Raw genomic sequence first — 22,480 nt, 5'->3', positions numbered from 1 at the left:
TTGAACGCGAAAATTGAACGTGTCAGCAAGGACATACAGAAAACAAAGGAAAAAATCAATGAGTTTCAAACAAAGCTGCGGGAGCTGGAAAAGCAGAAAATCGAGCTTGAAAATTTGGAAATTGTGGACGCGGTGCGCGGCATGGATATTTCCCTGACCGACCTTGCCGACCTGCTGAAAGTGGCAAAGACAGGCGGGGCTACTTCGGGCCAACTTAACCCGAAGTCCGCAGTACCCGCCCAAACTGAAAAGGAGGAAATCGAAGAATGAAGAAATTTCGTATGATGGCGGTGCTGTGCGCCGCTTTTTTAATGGTATTTTCCTTTAGCACTGTGGCCTATGCCAGCGGCGGTGAGGAAACCCCGGAAGTAACGGAAGCTCCGGCGACTTCTGAAACCAATCCCTTTACCCCAGCCGGAACGGGAACCGTAGTCAATACCGCCACGGACGAGGACAGCAAGCAATTCTACACCATCACCACCCCGGACGAAAATGTATTTTACCTCGTGATTGACCTTCAGCGGGAAATGGACAATGTGTATTTTCTGAATGCCGTGACGGAAAAAGACCTGCTGGCTCTTGCGGAAAAATCCGAGGATACCGTGGAAAATGAAACCGCCGCTATTTCTACTCCCGAACCGGAAAGCGGTTCTGAAACAGACATAAGCTCCGAAACTTCTTTAGAAACCTCTGCGGAATTGGAGCAAAAAAGCAATACTACCATGCTCCTGCTGGTGCTGGCGGTTGTAGTGATTGGCGGCGGGGCCGGATATTACTTTAAGATTTATCGCCCGAAGCAGGAACAGGCCGCTTTGGCAGAGGACGAATTTGACGAATACGAAACCAACCCTTACGACGAGCAGGAGGACGATACCCCTCCGTGGGAAGTGGATGGGGAGGATTCGGATACCGGGGAGGACGAGGACGCATGAACTTTACTAACAGCCCCTATGAAAAAATGATGAAAGAAAAGCCCCGTCCCTGTCGCCCGGTTCCACCGCGCAAGCCGCCGAAAGGCTCCCCTTGCCGGGATTGCAGTTATTGGAACGGCTCTGTCTGCGTGGGCGTTTGCTACCGGGATTTGATTTTGCCGCAAAGGGAGGGAACTTCGGGCCAACTTGGCCCGAAGTCAGACGTATGAGTGCCGAACCCCGGGAACTGACCCGCCAGGAACACGCCGCAATCCGCAGGCTGGTAACAGGGATATGCGCCAACTATGACCCGGAATATGGCTGTCTGCCCCTTGATTACGGCGGCTGTTATATGATGGATAAATGCTGGACGGGCACATACTGCAAATATTTTCAAAAGGCCGTGCTTCCGCTTAACCCGGTGCTGGAAGCTGATTTAGCCGGAAACCCTACGGTGCTTTCCCGTAAGACCTGCCCGGTCTGCGGGGCGGCCTATCTTCCTGTTACCAGTCAGGCCTATTGCTCCGAAGCCTGCCGCCGGAAAGGAAAACGCGAAGCAGACCGCCGCCGCCAACAGCGGCACAGGCGCAAAAACAGGGGGTAAGGTGTCACGAAGTTTGCCCCCAAAAGCCTTGATTTCCGGGGCTTTCCGGCGCCGGTTTCAAGGAAAAGGTATCTATGCTTCCTGCCCCCACTTTTTGCGGGTAACAGCGTGACATTTCCATGTATGAGAACGGAGGGAAAAATGAGCGATAACGTAAAAGGATATGAAATCAAACGGGCCATTGCCTTTGAGAATGACCGGGGTTTTGCTCTTGGGGAAAATCCGCAGGCGGTACAGCCCTTTGCCACATGGCAGTTTACCGAGGACGCAAGCGGCAGGCGCGATTATTATTGGGGGCACTATACCACCGATAAAGCCGCCGCCACAAGGGATTATGAGAACCGTGTTTCCGAATATCATCATGACTACCGCGTATCCGAAAAATCGGCTTATCGATATTATTCTACACAAAGGCCGGTGGATATTGGCACGTTCCCCAAAACGGAGAACGGCCCGTTATACCTTGTGAATTTTGATAAGCCGGAAAGTGTGGAACAGGGCCGCTTTCTGGCATGGGGCTATCTTGTGTATGACGCACCTCTGACAGAAAAGCAGATTGGCGATTATGAGCTTCGGGCAGCTCCCGGCAATCCCGACAGAAAAGCTCCCATGCGGGAACCGGGAGAAAGTAAATCAATTACCGCCCGGCTGGCAGAGGGAGCAAAACAGGCGGCACGGGACAATGCCGCCCGTCCTGCTCCCCAAAAAAGCGCAGAGAAAGACAGGTAATCACTTCGGGCCAACTTGGCCCGAAGTCACTAAAAAGGAGGTTTTTTGAGAATGGAAAAGGATAACTATTTAAAAAATGCAGAGCTTTCGATCGAGCAGAATTACAATATGATTGATGGGATTCCAAATAATGCCCCTCTGCCTGTTCCGCAGACCATGCCGGAGGAAAGGCCGAAAGACCGGGTAAAGGAGCCGCCGGCAAAACACCGGAGCCGGGAACGGGAGGAACGGTGAGTCGCCCCAAACGCAGGCGCGGCGTTCCCCTTTATGTTTGGGTGAGTGATGATGAATACGCTGCCATTCAGGAGCGTATGGCACAGGCCGGAACACAGAATTTAAGCGCCTATATCCGAAAAATGGCGCTCAATGGCTATGTGTTAAATATTGACATTTCCCCTGTCCGGGAGCTGGTTTCCCTGCAACGCAGATGTGCCAACAATCTGAATCAGGTTGCCATTCATGCCAACACCTACGGCATTTATCCGTCCGAAATTACCGCTCTGCAAAAAGATTATACCGAGCTATGGGGCCGGGTTTCAGAGGTACTCAAACAGCTTACGGCGATAGTGGAGCTATAAGAAAAGCGGGGAGCGTTGGCACATGCCGTCGCTCCCCGCTTTTACTTTAGCAGGTAATTAGCCTTGCCAAGTGTCAACAATTGGTTTCCAATCCAGGGAACGCTCTTCGGCATGTGTCCAAACTTTCCAAAAATCTGGAGTGTCCGATTTAGGCCGGTTTTGTGAAGGGATATCTTTAATATCTACCACAGTAGGAATTGAAACGGCAGAACCTAAAATAATAGCTTTTTTAGTTGGTAAAGCGGGGAGTTCTGATAAAATATTTCCCATATTATCTGGAACCATTCTCCTGACCATATCTTGATCACGATCATTTACGATTCTATGCAAGATAAAAGAATTACACTGTGATAAAACTGTCGGGGATAATTCGGAAGGACGCTGTGAAGAAACAACAAGTCCCAAACCAAATTTTCTACCTTCACGCGCTATCTTCTCAAATACTTGTGTACATAGTTTTTCTGACGAATTATCATTATTGTCAGAATACTTTTTTATAAAGTTATGAGCCTCTTCCATAATTAATAGTGTTGGAAGTTCCTTTTCATAGTGTTTTCGGTATCTCTGCAATGCTTCAAAAATTAGCCTTGCAATGACCGAAACCATCAAATGGACTATGTTTGAAGGTAATAGGGATAAATCAATAATACAAATTTTTGCCTTCTTTTCTTTTGATTCACCCAAGAATAAATTTACCCAGTCTAACAAAGTGATTTGTGGATTGTTTCCAATGACGGGCGACAGTACAGAATTACGAAGAATACTCTTAATTCTTATAGTCATAAAATCAATATATTGTGCCACTTGGGTATCATTTGCAAGTGCAGCGATATAGGGGGCAAGGTTTTCAATGGGGAATTCTATAGGATCATCTTCATTACATGTTAAGTTTTCGCTTGCTTTTCCAAAAGTACCAGAGATACCTATAGTATTACTAAGAATTATTTGAACATCTTGCGCGGGGAAAATATTGTAGTACAAATTTCCGTTATATGTACCTTGATATTGTTGAATTGTAGTATCAGTAGTGTCACAAAAATTTATTAAATCTGTTTTATAATCGTTCGTTTCCTCAAGCTTTAGAACTTCGAGCCTTAGCGTTTCAACTCTAGCCTTAAGTTCTTTACCGAATTTTGTCCTTTCATTAGATAAATGAGATTGAGAAACGATGGATTCACGCAGAAAACATTCCAATTTATAAATAAAAATTTTAATACGATCTCCAGTTACAGTTTCTTTGCTGAATTTAGTACAATCTTGGTTTGCTGCTTTTAAATCTCTAAGAGCTTCACGCAATAAAGGCTTTTGTGTTTTATCACTTGCTTGAAATACACTAGCCCATTCAGAACTTGTCCACATCCATGCAGGAATCCGCAGTTGAGAAGAACTGGATTTATCCAAATCCTTTACAGTACAATGTGTTACATCAACATTTAAATTATCAAATGAATGTTTATATTCTCCATTAGGGTCAAGGATAATAAATCGAGCATTTGGAGATTTTTGACCAGCTTTTTCACTTGATTCTATTGACCACCTTATCAATCCAGAAACCGTACAGGATTTTCCACTTCCTGTGTTTCCGAGCACAGCAAGATGTCTCCCAAAAAGTTCATTAACAGAAATACGGACATCCCTATTACCAGCTAATGGTGACGTTCCAATTGTGATGGATTCTTCATCATGGTTTTCAATGATAGTATCCATTTGCTCCGGGTCAGGAAGAAGAATAGGGTCACCTACAGTAGGTAAGGTAAATGCTCCTCGTTCAAATTCAAGGCCATTTAATGTAGCTGTGATATGACCAAGTATATTTAACGAAATAATTCGCGCTCCCCGGGGAAGATTGACCTCACTATTTACATTTAAATGATTATATCCTATCCACGAAATCATGCCAACTAAGCACCCCGTTTCATTAGGGATGGTTAAAAAACTATTTATTCTTGGGAATAAAGATATATTACCCTCAGTAATGGAAACATTTGTTGGTGCAGTATCCAATAAGAAACCTTTAATTTCAGAAGGAGAAACCGAGTCTACTATTCCGATACATTTATCTGAATAATTATTAAAGTTCATTCTCCACCTCCGCACTAACCTCTGCTCTGTCCAAATATCCTTTACGAGCATCAACGAGTTTACTTGCCGATTCAGTTATCGTGTCAATAGCTGCTTTCGGTAAATAAAATTGTACCAAATTTTCAATACTACCAAACTCGCCACCACAGAGTAATGTTATTTGAGCAAGATTAATTTGTCTTAAAAATCCAACAAGACGTTCGTCTATTCCATAGGAAATAATGATTAAATGCGTAGAGGGAGTACTAAGCATTTCTTTTATGATTTTATTTATATGGGTATCACCAAATCCGTATCCATATGTCACCAATGTTGAATTTGGCCGACATATTGCACTGCTAAAATCACGAAAGAGCTCCGAATATGGATATAAGGCTGTTTCAACTGATTTCATGGAATTAGGATAAATCATTAAATGGTCACGATAAGTTTTATCTTTGGGTAATTCAACTTTTTCAGCTCCGAATCGAAGGCAATCCTTATAAATTGCATTATCTTTATTAACCCAATCTACAGAGCCATGAATTTTACTATAACGAACAACACCTTCTGCATAGCGAAATTCATTTTTGGCATCTGGTGTCCGATAATAATAATCAATTGTAGCTGGACTTTCTTGAAAACGGGGAACAATTTTTCCCCAAAAGCGATCCAAAATTTTAATACCTGAATAATCACAAGCGAGTTCTATAAAACGATCATAATTGGTTGTAAAAATATGCGTTCGCTCTCTGGTTGCAGTCCTACTACTGAAAGATGTAATAAATGACTTAAGTAAAAATAGTGCGAATTCTGCTTTAGCTGATTGGATAGTATCTGAAGATTCTAGTGCTGTCATAAAACTTTTTTCTGCTTCTAAAATACTATTACTAAAATCAGTAAGAACAATATCAATTTCAGCACCAAGCTTCTTTGCTGCTTTATCATTATTATCTATTTCGTAGCCATGAAGCAAGGATAAAGCGGTTCGTATCTGATCTTCAATATTATAATTACCTCTTCCCATTTGCTTTGCGGCATTTTCAGCATAAGTGTTTATTTTAGTAGAAAAGTCCTCACCAAATTTTGCCTTTGCCATAGAAGATGACTTAACATCAGCAGAAGAACAGATTGCCATCGTAAGTCCAGTGCCGATTAACATAGATAAATGTTCAGTTTGTAGTGCTGCACTAAGCCACGGTTCAATTCTCTTTCGATATTGTTCACGCATAGACTGTAAGTCTTTTTCCCCATTGAAATTATCAAATACAGGGAATTCAATCTTACTGCTAATTTTTAAACAATTCTGGTTTTCGAGCATCGATTGATACAATGTTTCATCAATATTCATAATTGTTCTTCTCCTTCGCCTTTATCCATCCTTTTCGTTGCAAAAGCAGCAATATGTACCAAATTTAAAAAATGGTAAAATTTATTTATATTTAATTATACAGCATTTTCCTTACATAAACAAGCTAACTTCGGGCCAACTTGGCCCGAAGTCCCGGGACAAGATCGGTGCGGCCTCGACAACATTGTTGCACCCTGCCCAAAATGGTAAAATATAGGTAGGATACAACAAGAAAGCCACTCAATGAAAGGAGATTTTTTATGAAGTTTATCAAGCTGATATTTAAGATTATCGCCGCGCCGTTTGTGGTTCTGTTGACGATAATAACACCCATGATTGAATTTGTGTTCTGCTATGCCGCCGCTCTCTTACAGGTAGTTTCCGGGATAGGCGTTCTTATCAGTATTGCCCTGCTGATAAGCGGTGAAAAGCTGGGCTTCGGCGTGTTCCTGTTCCTGTCGTTTTTAATTTCACCCCTTGGGATTCCCGCCATTGCGGAATACCTCATTGACGGACTGCACAGCCTAAACAATTCGCTTCGCTTTTTCATTGTAAGCTAACAGCGGCATAACAGAACTGCCGGGCAACTTCGGGGCAACTTGGCCCGAAGTTGTTTTTTCGAGGAAAGGAGGAAACGACATGGCAACCACCCGCCTTATGACCCGTCACACGGGAAGTGGCATGACCATTATGGAAACTTTAAAGGACGGTTTTGACTACGGGAAAAATCCAGATAAGACCCGCAACGGAGATTTAATTCTTGCCTATGAATGTGACCCTGCCACGGCTGACGCAGAATTTTTACTCTCCAAAGCAAAATATAAGGCTATTACCGGGCGGGAGCAAAAACGGGAGAATGATGTGCTGTATTATCAAATCCGACAGGCATTCCCGCCCGGCGAAACAGACCCGGAAACCGCTCTTAAAATCAGCTATGACCTTGCTATGCGCTGGACAAAAGGGCGACACGCCTTTTTCGTGGTTTCCCATGCTGACCGCCCCCACCCTCATTGCCATATTTACTACAATTCCACCTCACTGGACTGCACCCGGAAATTCCGGGATTTTATCGGTTCTGCCCGTGCGGTGCGGCGGCTTTCCGACCGGATATGCCTTGAAAACGGACTGTCTGTTATTACCAATCCGAAACGCCACAGCAAGGGGAAATTCAAGCATTACGGGGAATGGCTGGGAGGTCATAAACCGCCTACCTTTCAAGAAAAATTAAAGGCACAAATTGATATTTGTCTTGCAACGAAGCCGCCGGATATGGACACTTTTTTACAGGCAATGACGGCGGCTGGCTATGAAATCAAGCAGGGGCGCGGCGGCACGATCAGCTTTCGGGCAGAGGGGCAGGAACGCTTTACCCGGCTCCGTGCTTCTACGCTTGGCAAGGGCTACGGGCAGGAGGATATACAAGCGGCGATTGAGGGAAAAGCCGCTCCGCAGGAACGGCGCAAGGTCAATCTGATTGTGGATATTCAAGCCCGTATGAAAGCCGAAAAAGGACCGGCTTATGAACGCTGGGCAAAGGTATTCAACCTCAAGCAGATGGCGGCAGCTTTACAGTATTTGCAGGAAAATGGTTTGCTGGAATATGCAGATTTGGAGCAAAAGACCGCGGAGCTTACCGACCGTTTCCATACGCTTTCAGACAGCATAAAAGCCACCGAAGCCGCTATGCGTGTCAATGCGGAGCTAAAGGCAGCGGTGGTGGATTATGCTAAAACCCGTTCTGTATTTGAGGGGTACAAGGCGGCGAAGTACAGCAAGAAATATCTTGCGGAGCATGAAGCGGATATTGCCGCCTACCGGGCGGCGCAGGACATCTTCCGGCGTTTGCTGTCCGGGGCGAAGCTCCCCAAAATGGATACGCTCAAAGCGGAGTTCCAGCGGTTATCGGCAGATAAGAAAAAGGCTTACCGGGAGTACCGGGAAACCAAAAAGGCCATGCAGGAAATTGTTACGGTGAAAAGCAATATAGACCACCTGCTCGGCCTGACGGACGCGCAGAAAAATAAGGAAATGGAGCGATAGCGAACATGACGCAACATGAGGTGCAACGCACCGACTTCGGGCCAAATTGGCCCGAAGTCGCAGGGTTTGGGGCGGCTTGCCCCAACAAGCAATTTTTAAGAGTTGACCGCAGGGAAATTCTTAAAAATGTGCAAGTGTCAATACACTTGCCCTGCTTGCGGGTTAGCGTAAGCCCCAAAAATGGCACAAAAATTGTGGTTTGCTTTTAATATCCTTCCGCCCCAAAATTCCGATTACCAAATTTGTATTTTAAATTTGCATGTCTATCGAAAATCATTATCGCACTTTTTCCTTTGAGATATCCCATGATTTGCGATATACTGTATTTTGGTGGAATTGAGAGAAGCAAATGAATATGGTCGGGCATTATATGTCCTTCTATGATCGCAATTCCCTTCCTTTTGCATAAATCTCTTATGATTTGCCGTATGTCGTCCCTCAATTGATAATAGATTATCTTTCGCTGATACTTCGGCGTGAATACGTGGTCATTATGTCTGTCTGTGTGCGGTGATGATGGTGAAACTGTAAGCATTTACGGTAATTTCGCTGCCGAGATGTACTATGATACGACTCCAGAGGCAAGATATATGGAGCTATGGTTGCCATTAAGTTCATCGCAAAGTATAATGCAAATATGGATAAAAACAATGGAATACAAAAATAATCTACTCCGGTTTTTTGCCTATTGGTATGGCGATTTTTGGGCCTTTAGCAGATGTTGTCCCATTTCGTTGGGTTATGGTTTGGTTCAGGCGTTGCGTTAATTATTATTGCTACAGTTACACACTGCAATCTCATTTAGCAAATAAATAGATGTATCATGGAAAAATGCGAATGGATATTACTCGCTATTTATATAATTTGGAGGGTTATAAAGTTGAATAAAATAACAAAAAAGAATGTCATTCCCATACTAAGCGTTACAGTGGTTGGTGTTTTATTAGGTCTTTTTTCGGCCTATATAGACAATAGGCATATCCATATCAATTTCTTCTTAGGTCAAATAAATGTAAATGCGATTCTTTCAAATTTTGGTATATGGATCCTTATTGCATTATTTATTTCATTAAAAAGCGAAAAATCTATTTCAGCTGCAATTAGAGTTTTGTTTTTTTCTTAAGTCTAAATATTACATTTCATATATACCATTTATTGATTCATGTTAATGTTAATAGCTATATGTTAATTTGGTATACAATTACCGCAATATCGCCGTTTTTGGCCGTTTTATGTCATAAAATAAAGCAAGATAATATCTTAGCGGTATTACTATCAGCAGGTGTTATTTCGGTAATGCTTTTGCAAATTATGTCCAGTAATCATGATGATATGTATTGTGAGATAATATTTTTAATTTGTGCTATAATTCTTATGCATAAAAAATTGATTACAACATTAATATCACTGTGTATAGGACCTGCTATTGCCTTTTTTCTGTATCAAATGCCTTTCTTTTCCTGAATGAGATGGTTTTTTAGTAAAAAGTCTGAAAATATGAAGGATTAATAGATGTTTACGACTTTTGCGAAGGATTTTGGATTGGAGTATATTTTGATATAATAATGACGCTTTCCAAAGGAAAATGTCCTTATCTAATACAATGGAATATTGATATGTGTTTGCGAGGGAACTGAACAAGTTGAAAAAGGTAAGACCTGACCTCTAGACCTGTGGCTAATACCGGCGTAAGAAAGCAATTTCTTACGCCATCTTTGCGTCTGAAAGAGCTTCCGAATTAATTGAAGTCTCTCATTTACACCCCTTGATAGATTACATAGATAGAGTTATCAAATGACAAATTGAATTGCCATACAGAAAAATAGACTTGCTCTGCGATTTTATTAGCCCTTAATAAAAAATCAACTTGACAATAATACAATGACAGTTTTGGTTACTTGGTCTTTAAAAATATTGAAGTCTAAGCCGTTGTGTGAAAATGCAGATTTTTCCTGTCTAAGAGCATCAATTAAAATGCAGCAAGTGTAAACTTTTTCAAATAAGTCATCTTGCGTTATGCCATTTTTATTTAATAGCTCTTTAATTTTTAAAAAATATTCATTTTCAAAATTGGAAAAATGACGATTGATATCAGTATCTTCTGATATCATCATTCTTAACTGAGCCAGAGCGTGACTGGTATCGGCATATAAGTCAATATAATAACAGATCCAATTTTCGACAAAACTAGCTAGTGAAAAAGGTTGTTGCAAACTTAATTTTTCAAGTAAATGGCCTGAAATATTTTCAAGATAATCGTGAAAAGCAGCAATGTATATTTGTTTCTTATCTTTAAAGTAACTATATAGCGCTCCTGTTGAGATACCAGCACGTTTGGCAATCTCAATTGTATTGGTTTTATAATATCCTTTTTCGCAAAAAAGGGCAAACCCGGCATCTAGTATTTTTTTCTTTGTTTCAATAGAACGTTTTTGAATGGGTTCTCTTACATCATTCATAATATCACCTCTTTTTTATTATACTTGGAACTTTAAATCAGGTCAATGAAATGTGAATCATTATTCGCATTTTGTTGACATCTATCAATGCGGGTACTATAATAATAATGTGAATAATCATTCGTATATAGGAGGAAGAATAATGGATTTTTTAACACTGGCAAAACAACGCTGCACAACACGCGGCTTTACGGGAGCACAGATTCCAAAAGATGACTTAAATCAGATTTTATCGGCTGGACGTGTCGCCCCTACAGCCTGTAATAAACAACCACAAAGGATTATTGTTGTTCAAAGTGAAGAAAACATTTTAAAAATTAAAAAGGCTTATCAAACGTTTGGTTCTAAGTGTGTTTTTATCGTGTGTCGGGATCGACGGGATGAATTAATACGGCCATTTGATCAAAAATGTTCTGGCGATTTGGATATAGGTATTGTCTGTGACCACCTGATGTTGGCAGCAAGAGAATTAAATATTGGAAGCGTAATGGTTGGTTTGTTTGATCCCGCAATTATAAGCAATGAATTTCATTTACCAGAGTACATAGAACCGACAGCTTTACTCTTAATGGGGTATCCAGAAAAAGGCTTTTTAAGTCCAGAGCGTCATATTGCCCAACGCAAAGAAATAAGCGAAACGGTGATGTATGAGAAATATATAGATTAAGGTAAAAGTCTTCCATAGGAGTTGTTGAGTATGAAAGTATTAGTAAGTGCATGTGTACTAGGATGTAATTGTAAATATAATGGAAGAAACAATCGCAATGAAGCTGTGATTGAATATCTAAAAGGAAAAGAGGTTCTCAGTATTTGTCCTGAAATGTTAGCCAATATGCCTATTCCCCGACCATGTGCTGAGATTGTTGATGAAGTAGTGATGGATGATAAGGGAAATAATGTTGATTCTGATTATAGGAAAGCAGTTGCGCTTGCATTAGAAAAAATAGAAGGAGAAAAAATTGATTTGGCTATTTTGCAGTCAAGAAGTCCAACTTGCGGAGTTAACAATATATATGATGGAACATTTACCGGGAAGCTAATATCTGGTCAGGGACTTTTTGCTAAAGCCCTGATTACTAAAGGGTACCCCGTAAAAGATGCAGAAGATTTTAATATGTAGATTCGAAATAGAAAAATTCAATGTTTTTGCCGAATATCAGTTGGTCGTCGTGTCTAACTTTTCATTACATTAGAAAGAGGGATTAGCATTGCTGATCCCTTTTTCTGTACTCCAAAGGGGTACAGCCAATCTGTTCTCGGAAAGTTTTCGTAAAGTAGCTGCTGCTTTGAAATCCGCATTGAAAGGCAATATCGATAGAAGTCATATCTGTATCGATTAACATTTGACATGCTTTTTGGATTCGATATTGTTTCAGGTACTGATTCGGTGTGGAATGGATTGTACGGTGAAAACAGCGCAGAACTTCGCTTTCACTGATCAGCGCTACCCTTGCTAAAGTAGAGATGGTTATGGTTTCTGAAAAATGCATCTGAATGTATTGAAGCATGGTTTTTATTCGATCGGCATTTCGAAGATTTCGAATGCTGGGTTTTGCTTCACATATGGAATGATTTGTTAGCACAATTAGAATCAATTGCGATAATTCGTTCCTGACATATATTTCAAAACCATTTTCAGTGTTATAAAGTCTGTTCCATACAGAAATCGAGTAAGCGAGTATTTTGTCCTGCCAGTTAATGAATGGGTCTAATAAAATGTATGGCAGATTTTTATTCTGGATAATCGGCTCAATATAATTTTGCCAGTATATACTATCTATGCTTCCGATTAGCCTTGGATGAAAAACAATGGATCTTAAAACGTATTCGCCATCGTTTGTTGCATGAATGGAATGAAGAAAGCCTGCATTGATAAATATCCCTTGATTTTTGTTTAGGATATGTTCTGTGCTATTAACAGATACTTTTATCGATCCTGAGATTACCCATATAATCTCAAAATCTTCGTGCCAGTGCCAGGGAATAGAATAGCTTGATAAGTTTTCCTCATAAAAAGCAATCGGGAATTCTGACGTTCCATGCTTTTGAACTTCTTCACCGGAAGAATTCACTGTTACATTACATTTTGCTATGCTCATACAAGATACCTTCTCTTTGACGATTTTATTATATAATTTCGAGTGAAATATTATATAAAAGTTCGTTGAATGATGATATTATTATATCACAAAAAAGAGAAGGAGATCAATATGTTTCAATTACTGTTAGTAATTATCTATATTGCATTTATTAGTCTTGGATTGCCCGATTCCTTATTGGGTTCGGCATGGCCATCCATGTATATGGAATTTGGGGTGCCGATTTCATACATAGGCGTCATTTCTATGATTATTGCAATCGGAACCGTTGTTTCAAGTTTACAGAGTGATAAACTTACCCGTAAATTTGGAACCGGAAAGATAACGACCATCAGCATTACTATGACGGCAGTTGCTTTATTTGGCTTTTCCAGTTCACACTCATTTGGTTTGCTTTGTTTCTGGGCAGTTCCTTACGGACTTGGAGCAGGTAGTGTTGATGCATCCTTGAATAATTATGTAGCACTTCACTATGCAAGCAGACATATGAGTTGGCTTCATTGTATGTGGGGAATCGGCGCAACTATTGGGCCTTATATGATGGGATATGCCTTGAAGCATGGTCAGAATTGGAATGCAGGTTATCAGTATATTTCCTTTTTACAGATTGCTTTTGCAGTAGTTTTGTTTTTTAGCCTGCCGTTATGGAAGAACCAAAAAGGGACGGCAGAAGAGAATGATATTTTAGCGGGAAAAGCATTGCCTTTGAAAGAGGTAATTCAGATTTCTGGAGCAAAAGAAGTAATGCTTTGTTTCTTTTGCTACTGTGCTTTGGAACAGACGACCGGCTTATGGGCAAGCAGTTATCTTACCCTGATCAAAGGATTTTCAATTGAGACAGCGGCTGGTTTTGCAAGTATGTTTTTTATTGGTATTACCATTGGGAGGGTATTAAGTGGATTTATAAGTATGAAATTAAGCGATTTACAAATGATTCGTCTGGGGCAGGGAATCATTGCGGCTGGTATTATTATGATGTTACTGCCGTTAAATGAAGTAATATCTTTGGTCGGCTTGTTTTTCTTTGGTTTTGGATGTGCGCCAATCTACCCATGTATTATTCACTCCACTCCGTCCCGTTTTGGTGCGGATAAGTCACAGGCAATCATCGGGGTTCAGATGGCAAGTGCATATGTGGGAACCTGTGTGATGCCGCCGCTATTCGGCTTAATTGCAAAGCATATAAATATTGTTTTGCTGCCGGTATATTTGCTAATCATTCTTTTATTAATGGTGATGATGCATGAATTGCTGGTAAAAAAAACTGCTTGAAGGGATGAAGAAAATGTTTGCTGATTATCATGTTCACACAGAATTTAGCGATGATTCTGTTTATGAAATGGAAGAGGTTGTAAAAGATGCAATACAAATAAAAATGGAAGAAATATGTTTTACGGATCATGTAGATTATGGAGTTAAGCTGGACTGGAATGATAAGAAAGAAATTCAATATCGCGATGGTATGCCTATGGCAAATGTGTATTATCCAGAATATTTTGAGACGATTAAGGAATTACAATATTTATATGGTGACTTGATTGCTATAAAAAAGGGAATGGAGTTTGGAGTACAGGTGCATACAATTTCTCAATATGAAAAGCTCTTTGTGAAATATCCATTTGATTTTATTATTCTATCTGTGCATCAAATAGATAACTTGGAATTATGGACACAGGATTTTCAGAAAGGAAAGAGCCAGAAAGAATATAACGAAAAATATTATCAAGAGCTGCTGGAAATTGTAAAACAATATAAAAATTATAGTGTTTTGGGACATTTAGATATTATTATAAGATATGATAAAAATGGCACATATCCGTTTGAAAAGATTTCAGACATAGTTAATGAAATTTTAAAAATTGTCATTCGTGATGGAAAAGGAATAGAAGTAAATACGTCATCCTACAGATATGGACTTACGGATATGACACCATCCAAAGATATACTTACTTTATATAAAAAATTAGGCGGTGAGATTATCACGATTGGAAGCGACAGTCATAAAAAAGGACAGCTAGGTGCACATATTGAAAATACCAAGAAAGTATTATTCGATATGGGATTTCGATATCATTGTACATACGAGAATATGAGGCCGCATTTTCATAAGTTGATATAATAGAAAATTGTCCGGATAACTTAGTTTATCTTCACTATAAAAGGAGACACAGTATGCGATCAGAAAAAGAAATGATGGATTTAATCATAGCAGTTGCCAACAATGATGTCCGCATTCGTGCGGCCTACTTAGAAGGTTCACGTGCAAATCCAAATGTACCAAAAGATATCTTTCAAGATTATGATATTGTATATGTTGTTACAGAAACAAGGTCATTCAGAGAGGACAAAGCCTGGATTGATCGATTTGGTGAGCGCTTGTATATGCAATATCCAGAGGAAAATATCTACTACACTTCTGATGTTGAAAATTGCTATGGTTGGCTAATTCAATTCACTGATGGAAATAGATTGGATTTACATGTAAAGACATTAGAAAATGTACTTAATAGTCTAGAATTGTATAAAACACTAGTTGACAAGGACAATATCATGCCTCAAAAACAAGTATTGTCCGATGAAGAATATTGGGTGAAAAAGCCGGTGCCAAATCAATTCTATTGTACATGTAATGAATTTTGGTGGTGTTTAAATAATGTGGCGAAGGGATTATGGAGGAATGAGATTCCATATGCAATGGATATGATAAATTTTCAAATAAGGCCAATGCTTAGGCGGCTGCTGGAATGGAAAATTGGGATTGATAATGATTTTTCAGTCAGCGCAGGGAAATCCGCAAAATACATGGACAAGTATTTGCCGAAAGGGATTTATGAACAATACTTAGAATCTTATTCGAAAGCACAAATAAACGCTATATGGGATGCTGTTTTTCTCATGTGCGATTTGTTTCAGAAAATTTCTTTGGAGGTAAGTGAGAAATTAAATTTCCCCTACGATTTGACAGAAGCAAGAAATAGCAAGAGCTACCTTGAGCGCGTTAAAAGCTTACCGTCCAACGCAACAGAAATATACTAGATTTGCCTATTGCGATGAAGAGGAAGCGCTTTGCCTTAAGGAATACGAATATAAGCGCAAGCAAAATAATACACCCGAAGATATGTTTATACAAATTGATATTCCACTGACATTGGTACATCAATTTGAACTTATGAAAAACGCCGGTTTTAAAACGGTTGAAGTTTTGTATCAAAATTGTGGAACAGTAATTATTAGAGCAGAAAAATAGCAACTAATGAAATGATGTAGGGGGTGATAATGATTGAAGTTCAATGGTTACTATGTCCTATATGTGGCAATAAAACAAGACTGAAAATTAGGAAAGATACAATCCTCGAAAACTTCCCCCTATACTGTCCCAAATGTAAACAAGAATCTCTAATCAATGTGCTACAACTCAATATGTCAGTTATCAAAGAGCCAGACGCAAAGACGCAGAGCCGATAATCAATGAGTACATATCTCTTGATTATCGGCTCTTTTCATATAACAATTTTCTGTTATACGATTGCTGACAAATTTAACAGACATACAAAGCCGTCATTTTCCGTTAAAAATCGGAAAGAGTATACCTGTAATTCTTCTTATTCTGGCGGCTTTGGGATAAGGAGGTTTTTATGTACCCCAAAGCATTTTTTTCTCTGAGAGAAACGCCGCCATATTGTGACGGTTTAATATAGCAGAAAAATTTCATTTACATAGTTTAAAAGTATTATATCAACTTGTGGGCGGCTATTGCGCCCATTTTTTATTCGACACCTTTCGCGCTAATTTGCGTAAAGGTGTTTTTTTGTATCCTTTTTTCACTGACAACGTATGGAACAAGCCTTGTCACTTCGGGCCAACTTGGCCCGAAGTCCGACCTCGCTGTCGTTCCCCTCCCGCTCCATTTCGATTCACTATTCCCTAAAAAATCGAAATGGAGGAACGCCTTATGGCAAAAATCAATCTGCGGGATTATTACCCGTTTTATAATTCAGACTTTTTTGTTGAGATATCAGATGAAATCAAGGACGCTTTGCTGGAAGCAGAACGTTTGGAGAAAAACTACATTCGCCGCCGCTTCTATAACAAAGCCCACTATTCGCTGGACGCTGACGACGGGATCGAAAAGGATATTCTTTTTGAATCCCTTTCCCCTTGCGAGATTTACGAGCGTAAAATTACTTCCGAACAACTGCACTCCGCAATCGCTTACTTGCCGGACAAGCAAGGAAAACGAATTTATGCCCATTACATACTCGGTATGAGTAAATCCGATATTGCACGGGCAGAGGGTATAAATGAAAAAGCCGTCAGAGTTGCTATTGAGAAAGGGTTGAAAAGCATGGAGAAATTTTTGAAAAAGTCTTAATTTCCAGTTCCGAATTTGCCTTTCAAATCACACGGCTATTAGAAGGAGTTTTTTCTCCATCTGCCGTTCTTTGACAACTGAATACAGATAACCCGGATACGTTCAATCAAAAGGGAGCCAAGCCACAGGGTACGCCAAAACCGCCCGTTGAAAGGGGGAAAAACCAAACGGAGCGTGAGCGATTCCTACCAACTGTGACAGAGCAGATATGGCAATCTACCCGGCGATAATCTTTTGATTGGTACAATGATACTTACGGTTTGAACGCGTCACAGTATTGACCGTCGCGCCATCAGCATGGGGCGGGGTGAAATTCCCATGAGGGCGGTTGCCGCCGCCTGTCCGGGTTATCCTCTTATTTACCATATAGGAGGCCGCGCCGGGCATTTCTGTCTAATGACAGCCCATTCTTTCCCGGCGCGGCACTCCCCCTATTCTGGCATAGGAGAATCGAAATGGAAAAAGATATGAATTTATCGGAAATACTGCCTGAACCGTGGAGCAACAATGCTTGTCGCGGCTATGTCATTTGGGCAATGGAAAGCTGTGGTTTTAGCTCTGATGATATTCGGCGCGTGGTTATGGAACTGAACGAAAGATTTGACTTCAAATCCATTCACGAAGCAGACGGGCATTACCGGAACAGTCCCTATTGACTTCGGGCCAACTCGGCCCGAAGTATGAGGAAAGATTAACAGCCATCACTTTTGCTTATAAAGTGGTGACTGTTTATGTTTCCTCATAGGACAGCAGGAAACATAAAGTACATTTTTCATTTGAGAAGGAGGCACAAAGCGATGGTAAATCTGGAACAGATCATCACAATGCAAGATGTGGATATTGCCACAGTGGATAAATCACAGTTGACAGATGTTAGCGGAATCGACTTTGATAACAGCCTGCCTCAAAGGGAACGTGCGGCACATATTTTGAAGCAGGTAAAAAACCCTTACTGCTTCCGTCATGGAGATACTGCGGTAAAGGTAGAGTTCCCGGAGGACGGCCCCCCCTTGCAGGATGTAATTACAAACTTTCTTATACGGCAGAAAAGCGGCCTGTAATCGGTCATGCCACTTCGGGCCAACTTGGCCCGAAGTCGGTAATATCAGCTATCTAACGGTATTTTTAATCCCTCGACAACATTGTTCGCATTATGCTGAAATGGTATAATGTAAGTGTAATGTGATAGGAAGGAGGAAGCATGGCACGAACCAAAAACAGGGAAACAAATACTGCTGTTTCTCAATTTTCGTATAATCCTACACGGTGGAATCTTGCAAAATATATCCGGTTATCCAAAGAGGACTTGAATCGTGGCAAGGACGACAGCAACAGTGTCACCAATCAAAAAAAGTTGCTTGATGATTATTACAGACAGCACCTTGATGAATTTGAAAGCGCCGAAACCTATGTTGATGACGGTTGCACAGGTACAGACACGAACCGGGCAGATTTTCAAAGACTGCTGGCCGACATTTACGCGAAAAAGGTAAACTGCGTGATTGTCAAAGACCTTTCCCGTCTTTCCCGTAACTATACGGACGCCGGGAGCCTGATTGAAAATTTGTTTGTTCAGATGAATGTACGCTTTATCAGCTTGGCAGAGGGCGTAGACAGTTATTTGAACCCTGACAGCGTATCAAGTATTCTTGTTCCTATAACGAACGTAATGAACGACCAGTATTGTTACCAAACTTCAAAGAAAATCCGTCAGGTGTTTGACTACAAGAAACGTAATGGCGAATTTATTGGCTCCTATGCCCCCTATGGCTACATCAAAGACCCCAATGATAAACACGCTTTGTTGGTAGACCATGAAGCCGCCGAAGTGGTAAAGCAGATTTTTTCCATGTGTCTAAGCGGTATGACCGTCAGGGCTATTGTGAATCATCTGAACGACCACGGTGTTATGTGTCCTTCCGTTTACAAGCAAAGTCAGGGATTAAAGTACAAATGCCCCAACGGACAGACACAGCCCATGTGGAGTACCATTACTATCAGCAATATGCTGAAAAATCCCGTCTATGTTGGAGATATGGCACAGGGGCGAAACCGTGTGAAAAGCTACAAGATACACAAAATCGAAGCTGTACCTGAAAAAGACTGGATTGTTGTCCCGAATACCCATGAACCGATTATTGACCGCGAAGCCTTTGAAAAGGTTAAGCAACTGCTAAAGCGTGACACCCGCACTTCTCCAAAACAGAAACAGCTTTATCTGTTTAGCGGCTTTCTCCGCTGTGCGGATTGTGGCCGGGCAATGTCGCGGATAGCAAGCAAGGAATTGTACGTTTACTACCAATGCGGAACATATAAGAGCCTTTCTAAAAAAGCCTGCACTATGCACTCTATTAAAAGCACAAGGCTTGAAGCGGCTGTACTCTATGCAATCCGGCAACAGGTACATCTTGCAGTCAGCTATTCCGCTATTGTATCAAAAATTAACTTGGCTCCGCTCAAAAAAAGCCAGTCGATACGGCTGAATGAACTGATTACCGCAAAAGAAAAAGAGCTTACCAAAATCATGCGGTACAAGCAAGCACTTTATCAGGACTGGAAAGACGGTCATATCACACATAATGATTACCGCCACATGAGTGAAGATTATGAACAGCAAAATGAAGCCATTGGCACAGTGATTGCCAATCTGAAAAAAGAGCGGGACGAACTGGAAAATGGCATTGACACCGAAAATCCTTTTTTAGCAACTTTCCGAAAATACGAGAACATCGACAAGCTGACAAGAGAAATCTTAATCGAACTGGTTGACCATATCAAAGTATACGAGGGCGGCGACATAAGCATACGGTTTAAGTTTGCCGACGAGCTGCGCCGCATTATCCAGTATATCGAAGTCAACTCGCATTTACAGGTAGGATAAGACACCTACACACGAACAGAGCTTGTTGGTTTTCCTAATATATAACACTCATAATATCCCCTACACCAAAACTCTCTGTCTCCATACTTATATTTCATGTTTGCATGCTGGTCAAATATCATTAGGCTACTTTTTCCTTTCAGATATCCCATAAAACTTGATACACTTATCTTCGGTGGTATTTCTACTAACATATGTATGTGATCTGGACATGCTTCTGCTTCTATTATTTCTACTCCTTTCCATTCACACAACTTTATTCTTATTATTTCTATATATTCTTTATTTTTCCATATATTACTTACCTTCTGTATTTTGGTGCAAACACTATGTGATACTTGCAATTCCATGCTGTATGCGATAAACTATTTGTATCTTTCATTAGACATCCTCCTATGTTTGTTTATTTGCGGTTGGCTAGACGTGCATTTATTTTAACATAGGAGTTCTTTTTTGCTCAACGGCATAAGCCTTTTTTCTTCCACTTGCTTAGCAAGTGGTTTACTTTGTTACACAAATAAAAAGTAGGCTATCTCGCCTACTTTTGCGTAAATTTTTACAACATTATTTAAAACAATTATATCTTTCGAATGGATATCCACAAAAATGAATAGGAATTTTTTTTAATTAAATATTACAAATTTATTATTTTATTGTACCAATATCAATATCCGAAGGCGTATTATTATGTATGCTAGTCAAACAATATTTTTTACTATTATTCTTGTGTATCTTTGCCTCAACCATACTTACATTTACCATAAGCACGAAAATACATAATATAATGCTTACTGCTATTTTTTTATTTTTCATATTTAACACCCCTTAAAAGTAAATAAATTCTTTTACTATTATATTACCATTATTTGCTACAAACGTAAAGGGCTTTTTTTACTTTTTTTTGTTTTTTATGCTATAGTATATATATAAATTTATTATCAGAGGTGTGCTATGAGTTGTGCTATAATGAATGATGCTCAAATTTTAAGCCCAGGAGAGAAACTAAAGTATATACGAAAAAGATTCAAATTTACCCAGGATGAAGTTGCAGGAGGTAGTATAACTAGAAATTTAATAAGTTTAATAGAAAGCAATAAGGCTGCTCTCACCCCACAGGTAGCTGCAATTGTAACTGAAAATATAAATAAACTATGTAAAAATAATGAGATTTTTTTCTCAATCTCAGAAACTTATTTATTAGAAAGTATTGAAGAACAGGTAAATAAAAAGGCTCAAGAATATATTGATTACTTATCTGATACAAACTTAACATTGTCAGATAAATTCCAAGATAAAATAAATGCTGTTGAAACCTTTCTCGCTAAATATGATCTGGCTCATATAAAACTTGAAATATATTTTTTAATTGCAGAGATATATGACAAGTGTAACGAGTTTAGTTATGCTTACAAATACTACATTAAAGCTTTCGAAAACAGTGGTAAATTATCCGTTCATAATACAAAGCAAATTGATTTACTTTTTTCATTAGCTCATTGCTGTGATGTGTTAGGTAAATATAAAGAATGTCTTGATTATTACACCATGTTAGAAACACATTCCACTAACCTTGATTCTAAATCAAGTTGCAAACTTAATTTCAACAAAATGATGATACATAAAAAACTAAATCAATTTGATAACTGCCTAAAAGAAATAGAATATCTCGAAAAAAATTTCTCATTAGAATCAAATTATAATTTCGCAATTATGAATACGAAGGCTAATTGCTATAAAAACAAGAAATTATATACAAAGGCAATTGATACTTATAATCAATTGTTAGCTATCACTAATAATGATAACATAGAATACAGACTTATAGTGTTATGTAACATGATAGAAACATATATTATACTTCATGATACCATGAATTTAAAGTTATGCCTAAAAAGTTCAAATGACTTGCTTAATATTTATAGTTCTATTGATAAACAGTCATTTTCTCAACAAATATATAATGATCTTGGTTTAGGAGCTTTAGAAATCAAAGATTATGAAAGAGCTAAGAATTTCTTTTTAAAATCCGTAGAAGAATCCAGACTATATAAGAATTCACGAGCACTAACGGAGAGCTTTGAAAATCTGATAGATGTTTGTGTATTGTTGAAAGATAGGAATAGTTTAAACGATCTAAAAAACAAGCTTTTAGAATCTATCTCCTTAGACATTATTCCAAGAAACAGTATGCTCATACTAAAGCTTATTCAATACTACAATTATATAGGAGACAGTGAAAACATTCAAAACATACTGAATTTTATTTTATAAAAAAATCCCCTACCGGGGACTATGAGTTTTAGAATGGAAAAGGTTCGTTCTCATCAACTAAATACGAACCTTCTTCTACTTTCTTTTCTCCTGAATAATAAAAATCTGCATCACAATTAGGGCA

The 22,480-nt window shown here is 39.5% G+C and carries 27 protein-coding genes and 2 pseudogenes; 22 read left to right on the top strand and 7 right to left on the bottom strand.

Annotation, left to right across the window (positions count from 1 at the left end):
- The 6 genes from CLORY_RS15240 to CLORY_RS15210 all read left to right on the top strand — a co-directional run bounded on the left by CLORY_RS15240 (position 1) and on the right by CLORY_RS15210 (position 2,822).
- Positions 1–270 (top strand): DUF4315 family protein, encoded by a 270-nt coding sequence (locus CLORY_RS15240; protein ID WP_020072997.1) that lies wholly within the window; start codon positions 1–3, stop codon positions 268–270.
- The gene (locus CLORY_RS15235) at positions 267–932 is read left to right on the top strand and encodes a DUF4366 domain-containing protein (RefSeq protein WP_020072998.1); all 666 of its coding nucleotides are present in this window, start codon (positions 267–269) and stop codon (positions 930–932) included. Before CLORY_RS15240 ends, CLORY_RS15235 begins: the two co-directional genes overlap by 4 nt.
- A gap of 205 nt (positions 933–1,137) precedes the next feature.
- Entirely contained in the window at positions 1,138–1,515 is a 378-nt protein-coding gene (locus CLORY_RS15225) for a cysteine-rich VLP protein (RefSeq protein ID WP_020072999.1), read from the top strand.
- A 141-nt stretch (positions 1,516–1,656) separates the two neighbouring features.
- Positions 1,657–2,244, top strand: coding sequence for a defense against restriction DarA-related protein (locus CLORY_RS15220; protein WP_020073000.1), 588 nt, complete (start codon positions 1,657–1,659; stop codon positions 2,242–2,244).
- A 51-nt stretch (positions 2,245–2,295) separates the two neighbouring features.
- Entirely contained in the window at positions 2,296–2,478 is a 183-nt protein-coding gene (locus CLORY_RS15215) for a DUF4316 domain-containing protein (RefSeq protein ID WP_020073001.1), read from the top strand.
- Positions 2,475–2,822 (top strand): plasmid mobilization protein, encoded by a 348-nt coding sequence (locus CLORY_RS15210; RefSeq protein ID WP_020073002.1) that lies wholly within the window; start codon positions 2,475–2,477, stop codon positions 2,820–2,822. The genes CLORY_RS15215 and CLORY_RS15210 overlap by 4 nt, the downstream gene beginning before the upstream one ends.
- Positions 2,823–2,879: 57 nt before the next feature.
- On the opposite strand, the gene CLORY_RS15205 is transcribed toward CLORY_RS15210, so the two are convergent.
- Together CLORY_RS15205 and CLORY_RS15200 are read right to left on the bottom strand one after the other, a co-directional pair.
- Positions 2,880–4,904 carry an ATP-binding protein gene (locus tag CLORY_RS15205; protein WP_027103904.1) on the bottom strand — a complete coding sequence of 675 codons (2,025 nt, stop codon included), beginning with the start codon at positions 4,902–4,904 and terminating at the stop codon, positions 2,880–2,882.
- A complete protein-coding gene (locus tag CLORY_RS15200) occupies positions 4,894–6,234 on the bottom strand; it encodes an SIR2 family protein (protein WP_020073004.1) in 1,341 nt (446 codons plus the stop codon). The genes CLORY_RS15205 and CLORY_RS15200 overlap by 11 nt, the downstream gene beginning before the upstream one ends.
- A 260-nt stretch (positions 6,235–6,494) precedes the next feature.
- Between CLORY_RS15200 and CLORY_RS15195 the strand changes: the two genes are divergently transcribed.
- Both CLORY_RS15195 and CLORY_RS15190 read left to right on the top strand, forming a co-directional pair.
- Positions 6,495–6,794 carry a CD1845 family protein gene (locus CLORY_RS15195; RefSeq protein WP_020073005.1) on the top strand — a complete coding sequence of 100 codons (300 nt, stop codon included), beginning with the start codon at positions 6,495–6,497 and terminating at the stop codon, positions 6,792–6,794.
- A gap of 79 nt (positions 6,795–6,873) precedes the next feature.
- A complete protein-coding gene (locus tag CLORY_RS15190) occupies positions 6,874–8,274 on the top strand; it encodes a relaxase/mobilization nuclease domain-containing protein (protein WP_020073006.1) in 1,401 nt (466 codons plus the stop codon).
- 208 nt (positions 8,275–8,482) lie between these two features.
- Here CLORY_RS15190 and tnpA (CLORY_RS15180) read toward each other — a convergent pair.
- Positions 8,483–8,809, bottom strand: a pseudogene (tnpA, locus tag CLORY_RS15180) (IS200/IS605 family transposase); the annotation flags it as partial.
- On the opposite strand from tnpA (CLORY_RS15180), the gene CLORY_RS23335 reads away from it, so the two are divergent.
- Positions 8,751–9,041 carry a hypothetical protein gene (locus CLORY_RS23335; protein ID WP_169534922.1) on the top strand — a complete coding sequence of 97 codons (291 nt, stop codon included), beginning with the start codon at positions 8,751–8,753 and terminating at the stop codon, positions 9,039–9,041. The pseudogene tnpA (CLORY_RS15180) and the gene CLORY_RS23335 overlap by 59 nt on opposite strands.
- A gap of 113 nt (positions 9,042–9,154) precedes the next feature.
- Complete coding sequence (locus tag CLORY_RS15175; RefSeq protein WP_054954586.1) at positions 9,155–9,397, top strand: hypothetical protein; 243 nt, start codon at positions 9,155–9,157, stop codon at positions 9,395–9,397.
- Between the two features lie 739 nt (positions 9,398–10,136).
- Here the strand turns inward: CLORY_RS15175 and CLORY_RS15170 are convergent.
- Positions 10,137–10,733, bottom strand: a complete 597-nt coding sequence (locus CLORY_RS15170; RefSeq protein ID WP_009064831.1) for a TetR/AcrR family transcriptional regulator — start codon at positions 10,731–10,733, stop codon at positions 10,137–10,139.
- 142 nt (positions 10,734–10,875) lie between these two features.
- Between CLORY_RS15170 and CLORY_RS15165 the strand changes: the two genes are divergently transcribed.
- Both CLORY_RS15165 and CLORY_RS15160 read left to right on the top strand, forming a co-directional pair.
- On the top strand, positions 10,876–11,400 hold the full coding sequence (locus tag CLORY_RS15165) for a nitroreductase family protein (protein WP_009064821.1): 525 nt from the start codon (positions 10,876–10,878) through the stop codon (positions 11,398–11,400).
- Between the two features lie 30 nt (positions 11,401–11,430).
- Entirely contained in the window at positions 11,431–11,853 is a 423-nt protein-coding gene (locus CLORY_RS15160) for a 2-thiouracil desulfurase family protein (protein ID WP_011988846.1), read from the top strand.
- A gap of 82 nt (positions 11,854–11,935) precedes the next feature.
- Here the strand turns inward: CLORY_RS15160 and CLORY_RS15155 are convergent, their stop codons facing one another.
- Entirely contained in the window at positions 11,936–12,832 is an 897-nt protein-coding gene (locus CLORY_RS15155) for an AraC family transcriptional regulator (protein WP_009064827.1), read from the bottom strand.
- Between the two features lie 111 nt (positions 12,833–12,943).
- On the opposite strand from CLORY_RS15155, the gene CLORY_RS15150 reads away from it, so the two are divergent.
- The 9 genes from CLORY_RS15150 (at position 12,944) to CLORY_RS15110 (ending at position 20,085) form a co-directional block, all read left to right on the top strand.
- On the top strand, positions 12,944–14,104 hold the full coding sequence (locus CLORY_RS15150; RefSeq protein WP_009064824.1) for an MFS transporter: 1,161 nt from the start codon (positions 12,944–12,946) through the stop codon (positions 14,102–14,104).
- 13 nt (positions 14,105–14,117) lie between these two features.
- Positions 14,118–14,951: a histidinol-phosphatase HisJ family protein gene (locus CLORY_RS15145; protein ID WP_009064810.1), complete on the top strand. Its 834-nt coding sequence runs from the start codon at positions 14,118–14,120 to the stop codon at positions 14,949–14,951.
- A 53-nt stretch (positions 14,952–15,004) separates the two neighbouring features.
- Positions 15,005–15,868 carry an aminoglycoside 6-adenylyltransferase gene (locus CLORY_RS15140; RefSeq protein ID WP_011988845.1) on the top strand — a complete coding sequence of 288 codons (864 nt, stop codon included), beginning with the start codon at positions 15,005–15,007 and terminating at the stop codon, positions 15,866–15,868.
- Positions 15,822–16,079 carry a hypothetical protein gene (locus tag CLORY_RS15135; RefSeq protein WP_011988844.1) on the top strand — a complete coding sequence of 86 codons (258 nt, stop codon included), beginning with the start codon at positions 15,822–15,824 and terminating at the stop codon, positions 16,077–16,079. The genes CLORY_RS15140 and CLORY_RS15135 overlap by 47 nt, the downstream gene beginning before the upstream one ends.
- Positions 16,080–16,108: 29 nt before the next feature.
- Entirely contained in the window at positions 16,109–16,297 is a 189-nt protein-coding gene (locus tag CLORY_RS15130; RefSeq protein ID WP_011988843.1) for a cysteine-rich KTR domain-containing protein, read from the top strand.
- A 487-nt stretch (positions 16,298–16,784) separates the two neighbouring features.
- Positions 16,785–17,204 (top strand): RNA polymerase sigma factor, encoded by a 420-nt coding sequence (locus CLORY_RS15125; protein WP_009064814.1) that lies wholly within the window; start codon positions 16,785–16,787, stop codon positions 17,202–17,204.
- A 455-nt stretch (positions 17,205–17,659) separates the two neighbouring features.
- A complete protein-coding gene (locus tag CLORY_RS15120) occupies positions 17,660–17,860 on the top strand; it encodes a hypothetical protein (protein WP_011988842.1) in 201 nt (66 codons plus the stop codon).
- A 141-nt stretch (positions 17,861–18,001) separates the two neighbouring features.
- Positions 18,002–18,265 carry a DUF6870 family protein gene (locus tag CLORY_RS15115; protein WP_009064822.1) on the top strand — a complete coding sequence of 88 codons (264 nt, stop codon included), beginning with the start codon at positions 18,002–18,004 and terminating at the stop codon, positions 18,263–18,265.
- Between the two features lie 140 nt (positions 18,266–18,405).
- Complete coding sequence (locus CLORY_RS15110; RefSeq protein ID WP_011988840.1) at positions 18,406–20,085, top strand: recombinase family protein; 1,680 nt, start codon at positions 18,406–18,408, stop codon at positions 20,083–20,085.
- A gap of 50 nt (positions 20,086–20,135) precedes the next feature.
- Here CLORY_RS15110 and tnpA (CLORY_RS15105) read toward each other — a convergent pair.
- A pseudogene (gene tnpA, locus CLORY_RS15105) lies at positions 20,136–20,467 on the bottom strand (IS200/IS605 family transposase); the annotation flags it as partial.
- A gap of 263 nt (positions 20,468–20,730) precedes the next feature.
- Positions 20,731–20,898, bottom strand: a complete 168-nt coding sequence (locus tag CLORY_RS23330) for a hypothetical protein (protein ID WP_169911644.1) — start codon at positions 20,896–20,898, stop codon at positions 20,731–20,733.
- Positions 20,899–21,036: 138 nt separating this feature from the next.
- Here CLORY_RS23330 and CLORY_RS15100 point away from each other — a divergent pair, with 138 nt between their 5' ends.
- Entirely contained in the window at positions 21,037–22,356 is a 1,320-nt protein-coding gene (locus CLORY_RS15100; RefSeq protein ID WP_079425935.1) for a helix-turn-helix domain-containing protein, read from the top strand.
- Positions 22,357–22,480: the final 124 nt, after the last annotated feature.

The sequence above is a fragment of the Clostridium oryzae genome (assembly GCF_002029235.1).
GTDB lineage: Bacteria > Bacillota > Clostridia > Clostridiales > Clostridiaceae > Clostridium_AE > Clostridium_AE oryzae.
Note: the sequence above shows the minus strand (reverse complement) of the source record. Positions and strands in the feature narration are given on the sequence as shown.